A 14,115-nucleotide genomic window follows, 5' to 3' on the forward strand; every position below is an offset into this window, starting at 1 on the left:
GTCGGGGCGCCCACATCGTGGCCGGTCAGTCCGCGACGTACTCGCGCGGCAGCTCACCGGTGGACGCGACGCCCGCGTACCAGTGAGCGCTGGACTTCGGGACGCGGGCCTGCGTCTCGTAGTCGACGTACACCGCGCCGAAGCGCTTGCCGTAGCCGTACGACCATTCGAAGTTGTCCATCAGGGACCAGAGGTAGTAGCCGCGGACGTCGGCGCCGTCCGTGATGGCGCGGCGGACGGCGGCCAAGTGGCCGTGCAGGTAGGCGATGCGCTCCGGGTCGTGGACGCGTCCTTCGGGGTCGGGCTTGTCGTCGTAGGCCGCGCCGTTCTCGGTGACGTACAGCGGAAGGCCCGGCGCCTCCCGCGTGTAACGCATGATCAGCTCGTGCAGCCCGGTCGGGTCGATGGTCCAGCCCATCTCGGTGCGGTCGCCCGGCGTCTGGTGGAAGGCCACGTCGTCGGAGGCGGGCCACGGGGAGTGCTCGCTGGCGCCGTGCCCGTCGGCGCGCGGCTTGCCCGGGTCGTCGTGCGCGGCCGAGACAAGCGCGGGCGTGTAGTAGTTCAGGCCGAGCGCGTCCAGCGGCTGGTGGGCGGCGGCCAGGTCGCGGTCCTGCACGAAGGACCAGTCGGTGACCCGGGCCGTGTCGGTGAGCAGGTCCGCGGGGTAGGCGCCGTGCAGCATCGGGCCGTGGAAGACGCCGTTGGCGAGGTTGTCGATGCGGCGGCGGGCGTCCATGTCCGCGGGGCTGTCCGAAACGGCCCTGACCACCGAGGAGTTGAGGCTCACCGCCACCCGGGCGCGGGCGGGAAGTGCGGCGCGCAGCGCCTGGGTGCCCAGGCCGTGCGCGAGGTTGAGGTGGTGCGCGGCCTGCAGCGCGGCCGCCGGATCGGTGCGGCCGGGGGCGTGCACGCCGGAGCCGTAGCCCAGGAAGGCGCTGCACCACGGCTCGTTGAGCGTGATCCACGACTCGACGCGGTCCCCGAGCGCATCGGCGACGAAGCCCGCGTACTCGGCGAACCGGTAGGCGGTCTCCCGCGCGGGCCAGCCGCCCGCGTCCTCCAACTCCTGCGGCAGGTCCCAGTGGTAGAGGGTCAGGGCGGGCTTGATGCCCTTGCTGAGCAGCTCGTCGACGAGCCGCCGGTAGAAGTCGAGTCCGCGCTGTACGGCGGGGCCGCGCCCGGTGGGCTGCACCCGCGACCAGGAGACGGAGAACCGGTAGGCGTTCAGGCCGAGGTCCGCCATGAGCGCCACGTCGTCGCGGTAGCGGTGGTAGTGCTCGACGGCCACGTCACCGGTGTCGCCGTCGGCCGTCCTGCCGGGCGTGTGGCTGAAGGTGTCCCAGATGGAGGGGGTGCGGCCGTCTTCGCGTACGGCGCCCTCGATCTGGTACGCGGACGTGGCGGCGCCCCAGAGGAAGTCGGTGGGAAAGGTGAGGGATTCAGGCATGGAAGCGCTCCCATGGAAGGGGGAAGAGGACGAGGAAGGGCGAAGGGCGGGGGTGATCGCCAGGGCCGAGGTGGCGTCGGCCCGGCCCTGGCGGGAGAGGGATACGGCAGGCGGAGAGGGCCTCAGCCCTTGACGGCGCCCTGCATGATGCCGCTCACGATCTGCTTGCCGAAGAGGATGAACGCCAGGAGCAGCGGCAGTGTGCCGAGCAGGGCGCCCGCCATGATCACCGCCCGGTCCGGGATGTAGCCCGTGCCGAGCGAGTTGAGCGCCACCTGAACGGTGGGGTTCGACTGGTTCAGCGCGATGATCGGCCAGAGGAAGTCGTTCCACGCCATGACGAACGTAAGCAGTCCGAGGACCGCCATCGCGGGCCGCGCCGCCGGGAACACCACGTGCCAGATGATGCGCAGACTGCTCGCCCCGTCCATCCGCGCCGCCTCGATGAGTTCGCTCGGCAGCGCCTGCAGCAGGTACTGCCGCATGAAGAACACCCCGAAGGCGCTCACGAACGTCGGCAGGATCACCGCCTGGAGCTGATTGGTCCACTGCAGGTCGGCGATCCACAGATAGAGCGGTACGACACTCAGCTGCGGCGGCACCATCATCGTGCCGATGGTCAGCAGGAGCAGCAGACCGCTGAACCTGAACTTCAGCTTGGCGAAGGCGAATCCGGCGACCGTGGAGAACAGGACGGTGCCGATGGTGATGCTGCCCGCCACGATCGTGGTGTTGAGCATCGCGTCGCCCAGGCTCGCCTCGGTCCACGCCCGTTCGAGGTTCTTGAACAGGTTTCCGCCGAACCACAGGGGTGGCGGTGTCTGGGCCAGCCGCCCGCTCGTACGCGACGCCGCGATCGCCGTCCAGATCAGTGGAGCAAGCGAGACGGCCGTGAACAGCGTCAGAACGATGTAGGTCACGGGCCCCGCGTGCATCGTGCGACCGGCCTTGAGCCCCAGTGGGCGGCCCCTCCTCGGGCTCGGGGCAGGGATGGTCTTCGGGCTCGTGACCACGTCGGCCGGCGCGTCCGTGGCGAGGCCTGTCGTCGGGCCCGTGCTGCGGGACTTCATCGGTCCTTCCTCAGACGTCGGGCGATCAGCAGATTGACCGCGGCGATGAGCAGCAGGATCACGAGCATCAGCCAGGCGACGGCCGAAGCCCGGCCCAGGTGGCCGTTGATCCAGCCCTGGTCGTACAGATAGAGACCCAGCGTCTGGAACTGGTGGTCCGCCCCGCCCTTGGATCCGGCCGTGCCACCGAACAGCAGTGGCTCACCGAAGAGTTGGGTCGCCCCGATGGTGGAGACGACGATCGTGAACAGGATCGTCGGACGCAGCATCGGGATCGTCACGTGCCGGAACTGCTGCCAGCGCGAGGCGCCGTCGAGCGAGGCCGACTCGTACAGGTCGTGCGGCACGGCCTGCATCGCCGCCAGATAGATCAGCGCGTTGTAGCCGGTCCACCGCCACATGACGATCGACGACACCGCGAACTGCGAACCCCATGACGACTCGCGCCAGTTGATCGGGTCGATGCCGACGGACCCGATCATCCAGTTGACCATGCCGCCGTCCCACGCGAACAGCAGCGTGAAGACCAGCGACGCGCTCGCCACCGAGGTGGCGTACGGAGCGAGCATCGCAACGCGCCACAGAGTGGAGCCGCGCAGCTTGTAGTTGAGCAGATGCGCGATGCCGAGGGCGATGGCGAGCTGGGGGACGGTGGCGATGATGCCGATGGTGAAGGTGTTGCCGAGCGCGTTCCAGAAGTAGTCGCTCTGCAGCAGGTTGGTGTAGTTCTCCAGGCCCAGCCAGGTGCTGTCGTCGAGGTTGGTCAGCTCCAGGCGGTGCAGCGATGCCCAGCCGGTGTAGAGCAGCGGGAACAGGCCGAAGGCGCCGAAGAAGAGGAAGAACGGCGCGACGAAGACGTACGGCGACGCCTTTATGTCCCAGCGGTACAGGCGGCTGCGCCACGAGGACGTGGGGGAGGACTTGCGCCTCCCGGACGCGGCCGGGGCCGCGTCCCCCTCACCGGGGGACGCGGTCTCGGCGTACTCAGCGGTCTCGGACATGCGCGTCACTGTCCCAGAACATCCTTGATCTCCTCCTGAGCGGCCTTCCAGCCCTCCGCCGGAGACTTGCCCTGTTGCTCCACCTGGAGCACACCGATGTCCGTGATGGACTGTCCGATCTGGGCGTCCTTGAGGCCGTACACGGCCGCGGGGGTGTTCTTCGCGATGTCGGCGTAGATCTCCGTGATGGGCGCGTCATTGAAGTACGCCTTGGTCGCCGGCGACGGCTTCAGCGTGTCGTACGCCGACGGGGTGGACGGGAAGCTGGCCTGCTTGGCGAAGACCTTCGCGAGCTGCTCGGGCTGGGTCAGCCAGACGGCGAGCTCGGTCGCCTCCTTCTTGTGCTTGCCCGCGCTCGGCACCCCGAGGAACGTTCCGCCCCAGTTGCCGTCCTCGGGTGCCTTGGCCATGTCCCACTGGCCCTTGCCCTCCGGGCCCGTCTTCTCCTGGATGTAGCCGGCCATCCACGCGGGGCAGGCCACGGTGGCGAACTTGGCGTTGGCGAAGCCCTGGTCCCACGTCGGGTCGAACTGCTTGAGCTTGGACGACATGTCGCCGTCCGCGACCTTCATCGCCGCGTCCCAGGCGTCCTTGCGGCCCTGGCTGTCCTCGTAGATCTCCTTGCCGCCCTTGTCGTAGTACCGCTCTTTCGCACCGGCGAAGACGGCGTTGTAGACGCTGGAGGCGGAGTCGACGAACTTCGTGCCGTCGGGTGCCTTCTTCATGTACTTCTCGCCGAGCGCGACGTACTTGTCCCAGTCGCCGGCCCACGCCTTGGCGAGTTCCTCGCGGTCGGTGGGCAGACCGGCCTTCTTGAAGAGGTCCTTGCGGTAACAGAGCGCCGTCGGGCCGATGTCGACGCCGAGGCCGACCGTCTTGCCGTCCTCGGTCGTGGCCTGCTTCCACTTCCAGTCGAGATACGTGGCCTTGTCCACGCCATCGGCCTTGCTCAGGTCCTCGAACTTGGCGCCCTGGGTCTGTACGACCTCGGTGATGTTGCTGACCTCTATGGCGGCGACGTCGTTGACGCCGGCGCCGGACTGGAGCTGGGTGAGGAGCTTCGGGTAGTAGGCGTCGTTCCGCTCGATGACGTTCTCTTTGATCTTGATGTTCGGGTGCGACTCCTCGTACTCGTCGTAGAGACCTGCCTGCTTCAGGCCCAGCACGCCGAACGTGCCCACGTTGAGCGTGACCTTGCCGTCGCCGCCCTCCGAGCCGCTCTCGTCGTCGCTGGAACAACCGGCCAGCAGGCTCGTGGCCAGCGCGGCCACGGCCGCGAAAGCCATCAGCCGACGTGGTCGGCGGGAACTCGTGCGCATTGCGTCCTCCTGTTGCCTGACGTGCCGACCCCCCGGCCAACTGCGCTTCTTGCCCCGTTGTTTGACTCTTCGGCTCGGGCGGGGAACGTGCGGGTTGTGTACGTGTCAGGTAGTGTGGGAGCGCTCCCACAAGTGATGAGTTGAAGAGTCGTGGCTGGGGGCGGGGGTGTCAAGGGACCGGACGTAGAGACATGTCTTCAGTTATCGGGCTGTTACTCGGGCCGTTACGAGGGCGCCCGAGCGTCCGGCCATCTGCCCGGCAATGATCAGGCTGTTACATTCCTCTACATTCCTCGCCGGGGGATGTGCGACGGGAGGCGGACAATGGCAGCTCACGGTGCGCGCAACCGCAGTGGCGGGCGACCGACCCTGGAGGAGGTCGCCGCCAGGGCGGGAGTGGGCCGCGGAACGGTCTCCCGGGTGATCAACGGATCGCCGCGGGTGAGCGAGGCGACCCGCACGGCGGTCGAGGCCGCCGTCGCGGAACTCGGTTACGTCCCGAACACGGCGGCCCGCGCCCTCGCCGCCAACCGCACCGACGCCATCGCCCTTGTCGTGCCCGAGCCCGAGACCCGCTTCTTCGCCGAGCCGTACTTCTCCGACGTGCTGCGCGGTGTCGGGGCGGAGCTCGGCGAGACGGAGATGCAGCTCCTGCTGATCTTCGCGGGGAACGACCGCAGGCGGCAGCGTCTGGCGCAGTACCTCGCCGCCCACCGTGTCGACGGGGTCCTCCTGGTCTCCGTCCACGCGGACGACCCGCTGCCGGACCTCCTTGCCCAGCTGGAGATCCCCGCGGTGATCAGCGGCCGCCGCTCGGCCGACGAGGCGCTGCCCTCGGTCGACTCCGACAACTTCGCCGGGGCGCACTCGGCGGTGGAGCACCTTCTGGCGCGCGGCCGCACGTCCATAGCCACCATCACCGGCCGCCTGGACGTGTACGGCGCCCAGCGCCGCCTGGACGGCTACCGCGCCGCGCTGTCGGACGCGGGGCGTCCCGTGGACGAGCGGCTGATCGCGCCGGGCGACTTCACGGAGGAGGGCGGCCGCAGGGCGATGACGGAGCTGCTCGCGGCCTGCCCCGGCGTGGACGCCGTGTTCGCGGGCTCCGACGTCATGGCGGCGGGCGCCCGTCAGGTCCTGCGCGAGGCCGGGCGCCGGATACCCGACGACGTGGCGCTCGTCGGCTTCGACGACTCGGCGATCGCCCGCCACATGGACCCGCCGCTGACGAGCGTGCGCCAGCCGATCGAGGAGATGGGCCGGGCGATGATCGATCTTCTGCTCGCCGAGATCGCGGACGACCGCCCGGCGTCCGCCCGGCGCCTGGAGCACCGCCAGCTGGTGCTGCCGACGGAACTGGTGGAGCGGGCGTCGTCCTGAGCGACCGCCGGGACGGCCTACGGCAGCCGGACGGGCAGCCGGACGGGCAGCCGGACGGGCCGCCGACGCGGGAGGCAACCGACGGCCCGTGCGCCCCGGGACCCCGTACCGTCACGGGCCGCACGAAGCGCCCCACGCACTCTGCACCGTCCTCGCGCGGGCGTGAAGGGTGCGCGCGGATCGACCATGAGGCCGCCCTTCGCGCCCCGTGTGAGAGCTCACCCTCAACGGTGAGCTGTCACGTTTCGACCTGAGGGTCGGCCAAGCGCCGTGGTGCGGAGTGGCTGTCGTTCGTCGGCTTGGCGGTTCCGGCCTTCACCTGGGCCCGGAGATCGTCGATCTCCTGTCGCATGGATCTCAGCTGCGTATAGGTCTCGAAGAGATAGCGGACCTTGGTGCGCAGAGTCAGCGGATCAATGGGCTTGAGAGCCACGTCGGCCACGCCGAGAACAAAGGCCGCGGTGGCCACCTCGCGGCTCACGTCGAAACCCGTCAGCAAGATGATGGGAATGGAACGTGTCTGGTCAAGGTGGCGTACGTAGCGCACGACATCGAGACCGCTCACGACCGGCATGCGCACATCGAGCAGGATGAGCCCGACGCCCCCGCGCAGGATCACCCTGAGGGCGTCGTCGCCGTTGGAGGCGCTCAGCAGCGGGTAGCCGAGAGGGACCAGCGCGCTCTCCAGCGCGAACAGGGTGTCCTTGTGGTCATCGACGACGAGGATCGCGGAATCGGTCGACATGAACTGAGCCCCCTCTCCCCGTAACCACGCTATGGCAAAGCAGAGTTGTTGAGCCCATGCGTCCCGGCACGGCTGAGGCCAATGTTCAGGCGCCAGTACGGGCGGTTCCGACAGCACTGGCAGCAACAGAGAATGCACCCCCTCCCGCCCGAAGGCGAGAGGGGGCGGGAGCTATTGCCGCGAGGTCTTCCGGGGCGAGGCTCAGTCGTTGACGCAGGTGTTGCCGAACGCGGGGTTGAGGAGCCCGATGATGTCGATGGAGTTGCCGCACACGTTGACGGGCACGTGAACGGGCACCTGGATGACGTTGCCGCTGATGACGCCGGGCGAGTTCTGCGCCGCGCCGACGGCGTCGGCGCCGGGGCCGGGATCGGCGGCGGCCGTGCCGGCCCCGCCGATGACGGCGGCGGTGGCAAGGGCGGCCGTGGCGAAGATGGTGCGCAAACGCATGGTGCCTCCTGGCGAGGGGACTGACCTTTCGAGTGCCAGGACTCACCGGTCCGGCATGCGGATAAAACGACCATGGACCGTCTGCGGTAACCGAGCCGTCCCTTCGTGGGATTCCGGCCGCGTCGTTCCCGCGGGTGTGGCCACGGTTTGGCCAAGCGTCCGGGCATGAAGAAGGCCCGGACTGCTTTCGCAGACCGGGCCTTGATCAATCAGGGTGAGTGACGGGACTTGAACCCGCGGCCACCTGGACCACAACCAGGTGCTCTACCAACTGAGCTACACCCACCATGTCCGGTCGTTTTTCGTTCTTCCGACCGGCCGAGAAAAAGTGTACAGGGTCCGAAGGGGTGCTCGCGCACGCGTTTTCCGGACCCCGTACAGAGGGGTTCCGCGGAGGCTACTCCGCGGGCAGCACGTACTTGGCCGCGATGGTTTTCGCGGTGTCCGAGTCCGGTCCGGGCTGCGGCACGAAGATCGCCTCGCGGTAGTAGCGCAGCTCGGCGATGGACTCGCGGATGTCGGCCAGTGCCCGGTGGTTGCCGTTCTTGTCCGGGCTGTTGAAGTACGCCCGGGGGTACCACCGCCGGGCGAGTTCCTTGATCGAGGAGACGTCGACGATGCGGTAGTGGAGAAACTCCTCCAGTGTCTGCATGTCGCGCAGCAGGAAGCCCCGGTCGGTGCCGACCGAGTTCCCGCAGAGCGGAGCCTTGCGCGGCTCCTTGACGTGCTCACGTACGTACGCCAGGACCTGCTCCTCGGCGTCGGCCAGCGTCGTGCCTCCGGCCAGTTCGTCGAGGAGCCCCGAGGCGGTGTGCATTTTGCGCACCACCTCGGGCATGGTCTCCAGCGCCGCGTCCGGCGGGCGGATCACGATGTCCACACCTTCGCCGAGCACGTTCAGTTCCGAGTCGGTGACCAGTGCGGCCACCTCGATAAGTGCGTCATCCGTCAGCGAGAGCCCGGTCATCTCGCAGTCGATCCACACCATGCGATCGTTCATGCGTCTTACCCTACGGCGCGCTCCTCTGGCCGGGCAGTGGCGGACGGCCTGGCGCGTATACATCCGAGCTCGGCTTTCCCGTGTCCGCGGACAGCGAGGCCGACGGGCCGAGCGCGCTCGCCGCCGCCGTACGCCGTGTCTGCGACGGGACAGGTCCGCTCTCCGCGTGCAGCGTCGGCCCGGTGGGAGCGGACACCTGGGGTTCCAGCATGGTCCGCTCACCCCCCTGCGGCCTGCGGGCGCGGTAAGCGGCCCGGTAGGCGGCGGGCGACGAGCCCAGCTGGCGGCGGAAGTGGCCGCGCAGGGCCACGGGCGAGCGGAAGCCGCAGCGGCCCGCGACCTCGTCGACGGAGTAGTCGGAGGTCTCGAGCAGCCGCTGTGCCTGCAGTACGCGCTGAGTGATCAGCCACTGCAGGGGAGCGCTCCCGGTGAGCGAGCGGAACCTGCGGTCGAAGGTGCGCCTGCTCATGTACGCGCGCGCGGCCAGGGTCTCCACGTCGAACTGCTCGTGGAGATGTTCCAGGGCCCAGGCGACGACCTCGGCGAGCGGGTCGGCGCCGATCTCCTCAGGTAAAGACCTGTCGAGATAGCGCTCCTGGCCGCCGGCCCTGCGCGGAGGCACGACGAGCCTGCGGGCGAGCGCGCCCGCCGCCTCGTTGCCGTGGTCGGTGCGCACGATGTGCAGGCACAGATCAATTCCGGCCGCGGTCCCCGCGCTGGTGAGTACGTCCCCGTCGTCGACGAAGAGCTCACGCGGGTCCACATGGACGGACGGATACCGCTTGGCCAGCGTCGGTGCGTACATCCAGTGCGTGGTCGCCGGACGGCCGTCGAGCAGACCGGCCGCGGCGAGCACGAATGCCCCGGTGCACAGACCCACGATGCGGGCGCCCTCCTCGTGCGCGCGGCGCAGCGCGTCGAGTGCCTCCGGCGGCGGCGGCGATGTGATCGACCGCCAGGCCGGCACCACGACGGTGCCCGCACGCCCTATCGCCTCCAGGCCATGTGGCGCGGTGAGTTCGAGCCCCCCGGTCGTACGCAGTGGTCCCTCTTCGCCGGCGCACACCAGCAGCCGGTAGCGAGGGACCCCGGCGTCCTGCCGGTCGATCCCGAACACGGAGAGCGGTATGGAGCTCTCGAAGATGGGGCCACCGCTGAACAGCAGCACCGCGACAATCTCCCTGCGGCGGCGTCCGGAAAGCTTCCGCGACGCGGCTTCTTGCACGGCAGTGGAGTCGTGGCTCATGGTGCTAAGCCCCCCTCGGTCGTCGCGGCTCCCTGTTCTTGGCGTGCTCTGGTTTCGCGGCGTTCTCTACGGTCTCTGCGTTCTCGGCGCTCTTGGCGTTCCTGTCGGACCTGTCGCTCCTGCACGTTTCCCCTCGGTCCTCCACCAGTCCCCCGCCGTAATACAGTCATGATCGAATCTACTGCGTCCCGTGCTGCCGGGGTGACCAGTTAAGGACCCGGCACTATGTCGACATGGCAACTTGGCGTGAAGCAGTCGATCACGAAGCGTTGCACTCACGGGCGTTGCTGGGAAGTGCGCCTCGGCTCCGTGGCCGGTCCCCGTAGGGTTCAGGCGCCTTCCGCATGCCTTTCAGCCCTGGTGGGACCGGGGTTGAGTACCCCTTCGGCCAAGGAATGCACGGCCGTAGGAAGTTGGCTGAAAAGATACGGGGGAGTGCACGTGAATCGGTCAGTCCCCCGGCGTGGACCCACCAGAATGCCGACCGCCCCGGTGCGCCCCCGCACCCGCCCGCCCGTGCCGCCCGCGGCGCTCGCGGCCCTGCTCCTCGACCAGCCGCGCCGCACCCCGCTCGGACTGCCGCAGCAGCAGCCGGCAGACCCCCGTCACGGCCACGAGCCCGAGGGCCGATCCCGCGGCTCCCGCCAGTGATGTCCCGTACCCCACGAGGACGACGGGAACCAGGACGCAGCTGAAGGCCGCCCAGCGCACGACATCGCTCGCGGAGTCCTGCGCAGGGGTGGGAGGCGTCCCCTCGGCGCGCGGTGCGGGGACGCCGCCGCGCGGGCGCTCGTGCGCCCCCTCCGGAGGGCGTCGGCGGCCCCGCATCGTGACTTGTGAGGACGTCGTGACTTGTGAGGACACGGGCGGCGGTCCAGGCACGGCGGGCTCCCTGTGGCGGTGGTGTACCGGGGTTCAACGCGTGGTCGCTCGGCCGGTCACTGGCGTGAACCTGGTGGCCGATGCCGGCCCACACGGGTGGGTGCCCAAACCGCCTGTACGAGGCAGCAACCATTGCCATACGGGCGCCGCTCATGCATGCTCCGGTGAACGCCGTGAGGCTCCCGCAGGGCCGGTAGCAAGCTCTGGGCAGGAGAGGAGTGTCGCCGTACCCTTAGGGGTATGGGGTTGGGAAGATGATTCCCGGACACAGCTCCGGTGGTCGTCGCCGCTCCTCCTCACCCCTGCCCGATCCTGTCCGTTCTGCTCCATACTGCGCCGTAAGACCCGAACAAAGCCGACCCTCCCACAGAGGACTCCTTCGCCGAGACACCCATGGCCGGTCACGAATTCTCCGAACCCGCGGACCGCAAGCGGCAGGTCGCCGATCCCACGGCGACCCCCCAGGCGGCGGAAGAACCACGTCATTCCTGCGATCCGGCCTTCCGGCACGGGGTCGTCGTCGGCTTCGACGGCTCGACCTCCAGTGAGCGCGCTCTCTCGTACGCGATCGGGATGGCCCATCGCTCCGGCTCCGGCCTGATCATCGTGCATGTCGCCAACAGGCTCCCCACCACGGTGTGGGCGGGCTGTGAGCCGCCGGTCTTCGTCGACGTGCCGGACCACCGCACGGAAGTGCTCGGGCTCGAACTGGCCTGTGCGGACTATCTGGCCGAGGTGCCATGGATCCTCGTCGAGCGCGGCGGCGACATCTGCCACGAACTCGAAGAGGTCGGCCGGGAGTACTCGGCGGACGCGATCGTCGTCGGATCGACGCACGGGATCGTGGGGCGCATCTTCGGTTCGGTCGCGGGCCGGCTCGCGCGCCGTGCGCAACGACCCGTCGTCGTCATTCCGTAACGCACCTCCGCCCCAGGTGAGATGAGGCGACGGGGCGTCAACTCCCTTCCTGTGTAGATAAATCTACTCGTGCGTAGAGGTGGTTTGTGCCCTTGTGAAGGGTACGAACAGGTGGCACAACAACTGCACACCGCACATGAAGGGAGCCCGCCGTGGACAACGAAGTCTCTGCGGGAAGCACCACCTCCACTCTCGGCCATCTCGCCCTGGGGCTCACGCTGTTGGCCTTCGGGATCGGTCACACCGAAGTGATCGACGGAGTGACGGCGGCGGATGCCGTCACCCTCGCGACGTTCGTGGGAGGCGTCGCCCTGTTCGTCGCCGGTCTCTTCGCGTTCCGCGACAGCGACGCGTTCACCGGCACCGCGTTCACCGCGCTCGGCGCGCTCTGGTTCACCTGGGGCGTCTCGGCCGACGCGCAGGTCTCGGCCAACGCGGCGGGCCTCTTCCTGCTCCTGTTCGCGCTCGTCACGCTCAGCCTCGCCCTGGGGGCGTCCGGCGGCGCCGCGCTCGCGCGGGGGACGTACGGTCTGCTCTTCGTGTCCCTCGTCCTGATCGCCGTCTCGCTGTTCGGCGACAGCGCCGGGCTCGCCGAGGCGGGCGGCTGGTTCGCCGCGGTCGCGGGCCTGCTCGCCTGGTACGGAGCGACGGCAGCCCTGGCCCACTGGCCCACAGCCCTCCCCGGGCGTCCTGCCGGCCGGGGAGTGACGGCTACCGGCTGAGGCAGGCGTGGGTCGGGGGAATGGGCGCCCCCGGCCCCTGAAGAACGACTCCCCGCACGCTTGGTGGCACGTGCGGGGAGTCGTTCACTTGTGGGCGATCACTTCTGTGGTGCGGGACTACTCGACGGTGACCGACTTGGCCAGGTTGCGCGGCTTGTCGATGTCGCGGCCCAGGGCCAACGCCGTGTGGTAGGCGAGGAGCTGGAGCGGGATGCCCATCAGGATCGGGTCCAGCTCGTTCTCGTTCTTCGGGACGAGGATGGTCTGGTCGGCCTTCTCCTGCTCCTGGTGCGCCACGGCGAGGATCTTGCCGCTGCGGGCCTTGATCTCCTCCAGGGCGGCGCGGTTCTTCTCCAGGAGGTCGTCGTCCGGGACGATCGCGACCGTCGGGAGCGCGGGCTCGATGAGTGCGAGCGGGCCGTGCTTGAGCTCGGACGCGGGGTAGGCCTCGGCGTGGATGTACGAGACCTCCTTGAGCTTGAGCGAGGCCTCGCGGGCGACGGGGTAGCCGCGTACGCGTCCGATGAAGAGCATCGAGCGGGCGTCCGCGTACTCCTTGGCGATCTTCTTGATCTCGTCCTCCTGCTTGAGGATCTCCGAGATCTGACCGGGCAGCTTGCGCAGGCCCTCGATGATCCGCTTGCCGTCGGAGACCGACAGGTCACGGATGCGGCCCAGGTGCAGGGCGAGCAGGCCGAAGGCGACCGTGGTGTTGGTGAAGCACTTGGTCGAGACGACGCAGACCTCCGGGCCCGCGTGGACGTACACGCCCGCGTCCGCCTCACGGGCGATCGCGGAGCCGACGACGTTCACGACGCCCAGGACGCGGGCGCCCTTGCGCTTCAGCTCCTGGACGGCGGCGAGCACGTCGTAGGTCTCGCCGGACTGGGAGACGGCGATGTAGAGGGTGTCGGGGTCCACGACCGCGTTGCGGTAGCGGAACTCGCTCGCGGGCTCCGCGTCGGCGGGGATGCGGGCCAGCTCCTCGATCATCTGGGCGCCGATCATGCCCGCGTGGTACGAGGTGCCGCAGCCGAGGATCTTGACGCGGCGCACCTTGCGGGCGTCGTGCGCGTCGAGGTTCAGGCCGCCGAGATGCACGGTGGAGAAGCGGTCGTCGATGCGGCCGCGCAGGACGCGGTCCACGGCGTCGGGCTGCTCGAAGATCTCCTTGTGCATGTACGTGTCGTGGCCGCCCATGTCGTACGACTCGGCCTCCCACTCCACGGTGGTCGGCGAGGCCGTCGTGCGCGAGCCCTCGGTCGTGTACGTGCGGTAGTCGTCGGCCTTGAGGGTGGCCATCTCGCCGTCGTCGAGGGTGACGACCTGGCGGGTGTGCGAGACGAGCGCGGCGACGTCCGAGGCGACGAACATCTCCTTCTCGCCGATGCCGAGGACGACGGGGGAGCCGTTGCGGGCGACGACGATGCGGTCGTTGAAGTCGGCGTGCAGGACGGCGATGCCGTACGTGCCCTCGATGTGGCGCAGGGCCTCGCGGACCTTGTCCTCCAGCTTGTCCGCCTGGGCGCGGGCGATGAGGTGGGTGAGGACCTCGGTGTCCGTCTCGGAGAGGAACTCGACGCCGTCGGCGGTGAGCTTGGCACGCAGCTCGGATGCGTTGTCGATGATGCCGTTGTGGACGACGGCGACCTTGTTGTCGCCCGACATGTGCGGGTGGGCGTTCTCGTCGGACGGGGCGCCGTGCGTGGCCCAGCGGGTGTGGGCGATGCCGGTGGTGCCCTTGAAGCGGGCGGGCACCTTGGCCTCCAGGTCGCGGACGCGGCCCTTCGCCTTGACCATCTTCAGGCCGGAGGCCTTGGGGCTGGTGATGACGACGCCCGCGGAGTCGTAGCCGCGGTACTCCAGGCGCTGCAGGCCTTCGAGGAGGAGCGGGGCCACGTCACGCTTGCCGATATAACCGACGATTCCACACAT

13 protein-coding genes and 1 tRNA gene are annotated in these 14,115 nt (G+C 69.0%); 3 read left to right on the plus strand and 11 right to left on the minus strand.

Annotated elements, in window-relative coordinates; genetic code table 11:
- Positions 1-25 precede the first annotated feature (25 nt).
- The 4 genes from ABD378_RS10870 to ABD378_RS10885 form a co-directional block, all read right to left on the minus strand.
- The gene (locus ABD378_RS10870; RefSeq protein WP_344520394.1) at positions 26-1,447 is read right to left on the minus strand and encodes a GH1 family beta-glucosidase; all 1,422 of its coding nucleotides are present in this window, start codon (positions 1,445-1,447) and stop codon (positions 26-28) included.
- A gap of 122 nt (positions 1,448-1,569) precedes the next feature.
- Positions 1,570-2,517, minus strand: a complete 948-nt coding sequence (locus ABD378_RS10875) for a carbohydrate ABC transporter permease (RefSeq protein WP_386545015.1) — start codon at positions 2,515-2,517, stop codon at positions 1,570-1,572.
- Positions 2,514-3,518, minus strand: a complete 1,005-nt coding sequence (locus ABD378_RS10880; protein ID WP_344520395.1) for a carbohydrate ABC transporter permease — start codon at positions 3,516-3,518, stop codon at positions 2,514-2,516. Before ABD378_RS10880 ends, ABD378_RS10875 begins: the two co-directional genes overlap by 4 nt.
- 5 nt (positions 3,519-3,523) lie before the next feature.
- Positions 3,524-4,837, minus strand: a complete 1,314-nt coding sequence (locus ABD378_RS10885; protein WP_344520396.1) for an ABC transporter substrate-binding protein — start codon at positions 4,835-4,837, stop codon at positions 3,524-3,526.
- A gap of 324 nt (positions 4,838-5,161) precedes the next feature.
- Here ABD378_RS10885 and ABD378_RS10890 point away from each other — a divergent pair, with 324 nt between their 5' ends.
- The gene (locus ABD378_RS10890) at positions 5,162-6,217 is read left to right on the plus strand and encodes a LacI family DNA-binding transcriptional regulator (protein ID WP_344520397.1); all 1,056 of its coding nucleotides are present in this window, start codon (positions 5,162-5,164) and stop codon (positions 6,215-6,217) included.
- Positions 6,218-6,455: 238 nt separating this feature from the next.
- Here the strand turns inward: ABD378_RS10890 and ABD378_RS10895 are convergent, their stop codons facing one another.
- From ABD378_RS10895 to ABD378_RS10920, 6 genes are all read right to left on the minus strand, one after another.
- The gene (locus ABD378_RS10895; protein ID WP_344520398.1) at positions 6,456-6,962 is read right to left on the minus strand and encodes a response regulator; all 507 of its coding nucleotides are present in this window, start codon (positions 6,960-6,962) and stop codon (positions 6,456-6,458) included.
- A gap of 201 nt (positions 6,963-7,163) precedes the next feature.
- Positions 7,164-7,412: a chaplin gene (locus tag ABD378_RS10900; protein ID WP_344520399.1), complete on the minus strand. Its 249-nt coding sequence runs from the start codon at positions 7,410-7,412 to the stop codon at positions 7,164-7,166.
- A gap of 213 nt (positions 7,413-7,625) precedes the next feature.
- Positions 7,626-7,698 (minus strand) — tRNA-His (locus tag ABD378_RS10905).
- Positions 7,699-7,809: 111 nt separating this feature from the next.
- Complete coding sequence (orn, locus tag ABD378_RS10910; protein ID WP_344520400.1) at positions 7,810-8,412, minus strand: oligoribonuclease; 603 nt, start codon at positions 8,410-8,412, stop codon at positions 7,810-7,812.
- 10 nt (positions 8,413-8,422) lie between these two features.
- Positions 8,423-9,658, minus strand: a complete 1,236-nt coding sequence (locus ABD378_RS10915; RefSeq protein WP_344520401.1) for a GlxA family transcriptional regulator — start codon at positions 9,656-9,658, stop codon at positions 8,423-8,425.
- A 450-nt stretch (positions 9,659-10,108) separates the two neighbouring features.
- Positions 10,109-10,486 (minus strand): hypothetical protein, encoded by a 378-nt coding sequence (locus ABD378_RS10920; RefSeq protein WP_386546798.1) that lies wholly within the window; start codon positions 10,484-10,486, stop codon positions 10,109-10,111.
- A gap of 447 nt (positions 10,487-10,933) precedes the next feature.
- Here ABD378_RS10920 and ABD378_RS10925 point away from each other — a divergent pair, with 447 nt between their 5' ends.
- Both ABD378_RS10925 and ABD378_RS10930 read left to right on the plus strand, forming a co-directional pair.
- Entirely contained in the window at positions 10,934-11,458 is a 525-nt protein-coding gene (locus ABD378_RS10925) for a universal stress protein (protein ID WP_135333169.1), read from the plus strand.
- Positions 11,459-11,610: 152 nt separating this feature from the next.
- On the plus strand, positions 11,611-12,180 hold the full coding sequence (locus tag ABD378_RS10930) for a GPR1/FUN34/YaaH family transporter (protein ID WP_344520402.1): 570 nt from the start codon (positions 11,611-11,613) through the stop codon (positions 12,178-12,180).
- 117 nt (positions 12,181-12,297) lie between these two features.
- Here ABD378_RS10930 and glmS read toward each other — a convergent pair whose 3' ends face one another.
- Entirely contained in the window at positions 12,298-14,115 is a 1,818-nt protein-coding gene (gene glmS / locus ABD378_RS10935) for a glutamine--fructose-6-phosphate transaminase (isomerizing) (RefSeq protein ID WP_344520403.1), read from the minus strand.

Source organism: Streptomyces rectiviolaceus (assembly GCF_039533825.1).
In the GTDB taxonomy this organism is placed as follows: Bacteria; Actinomycetota; Actinomycetes; order Streptomycetales; family Streptomycetaceae; genus Streptomyces; species Streptomyces rectiviolaceus.

Bases quoted from the DNA above. Each gene is read 5' to 3' on its own strand.
- ABD378_RS10880 (WP_344520395.1), bottom strand. From the start codon at position 3,518: ATGTCCGAGACCGCTGAGTACGCCGAGACCGCGTCCCCCGGTGAGGGG.
- ABD378_RS10870 (WP_344520394.1), bottom strand. From the start codon at position 1,447: ATGCCTGAATCCCTCACCTTTCCCACCGACTTCCTCTGGGGCGCCGCC.
- ABD378_RS10895 (WP_344520398.1), bottom strand. From the start codon at position 6,962: ATGTCGACCGATTCCGCGATCCTCGTCGTCGATGACCACAAGGACACC.
- ABD378_RS10875 (WP_386545015.1), bottom strand. From the start codon at position 2,517: ATGAAGTCCCGCAGCACGGGCCCGACGACAGGCCTCGCCACGGACGCG.
- ABD378_RS10900 (WP_344520399.1), bottom strand. From the start codon at position 7,412: ATGCGTTTGCGCACCATCTTCGCCACGGCCGCCCTTGCCACCGCCGCC.
- ABD378_RS10890 (WP_344520397.1), top strand. From the start codon at position 5,162: ATGGCAGCTCACGGTGCGCGCAACCGCAGTGGCGGGCGACCGACCCTG.
- ABD378_RS10885 (WP_344520396.1), bottom strand. From the start codon at position 4,837: ATGCGCACGAGTTCCCGCCGACCACGTCGGCTGATGGCTTTCGCGGCC.
- orn (WP_344520400.1), bottom strand. From the start codon at position 8,412: ATGAACGATCGCATGGTGTGGATCGACTGCGAGATGACCGGGCTCTCG.
- glmS (WP_344520403.1), bottom strand. From the start codon at position 14,115: ATGTGTGGAATCGTCGGTTATATCGGCAAGCGTGACGTGGCCCCGCTC.
- ABD378_RS10925 (WP_135333169.1), top strand. From the start codon at position 10,934: ATGGCCGGTCACGAATTCTCCGAACCCGCGGACCGCAAGCGGCAGGTC.
- ABD378_RS10915 (WP_344520401.1), bottom strand. From the start codon at position 9,658: ATGAGCCACGACTCCACTGCCGTGCAAGAAGCCGCGTCGCGGAAGCTT.
- ABD378_RS10920 (WP_386546798.1), bottom strand. From the start codon at position 10,486: ATGCGGGGCCGCCGACGCCCTCCGGAGGGGGCGCACGAGCGCCCGCGC.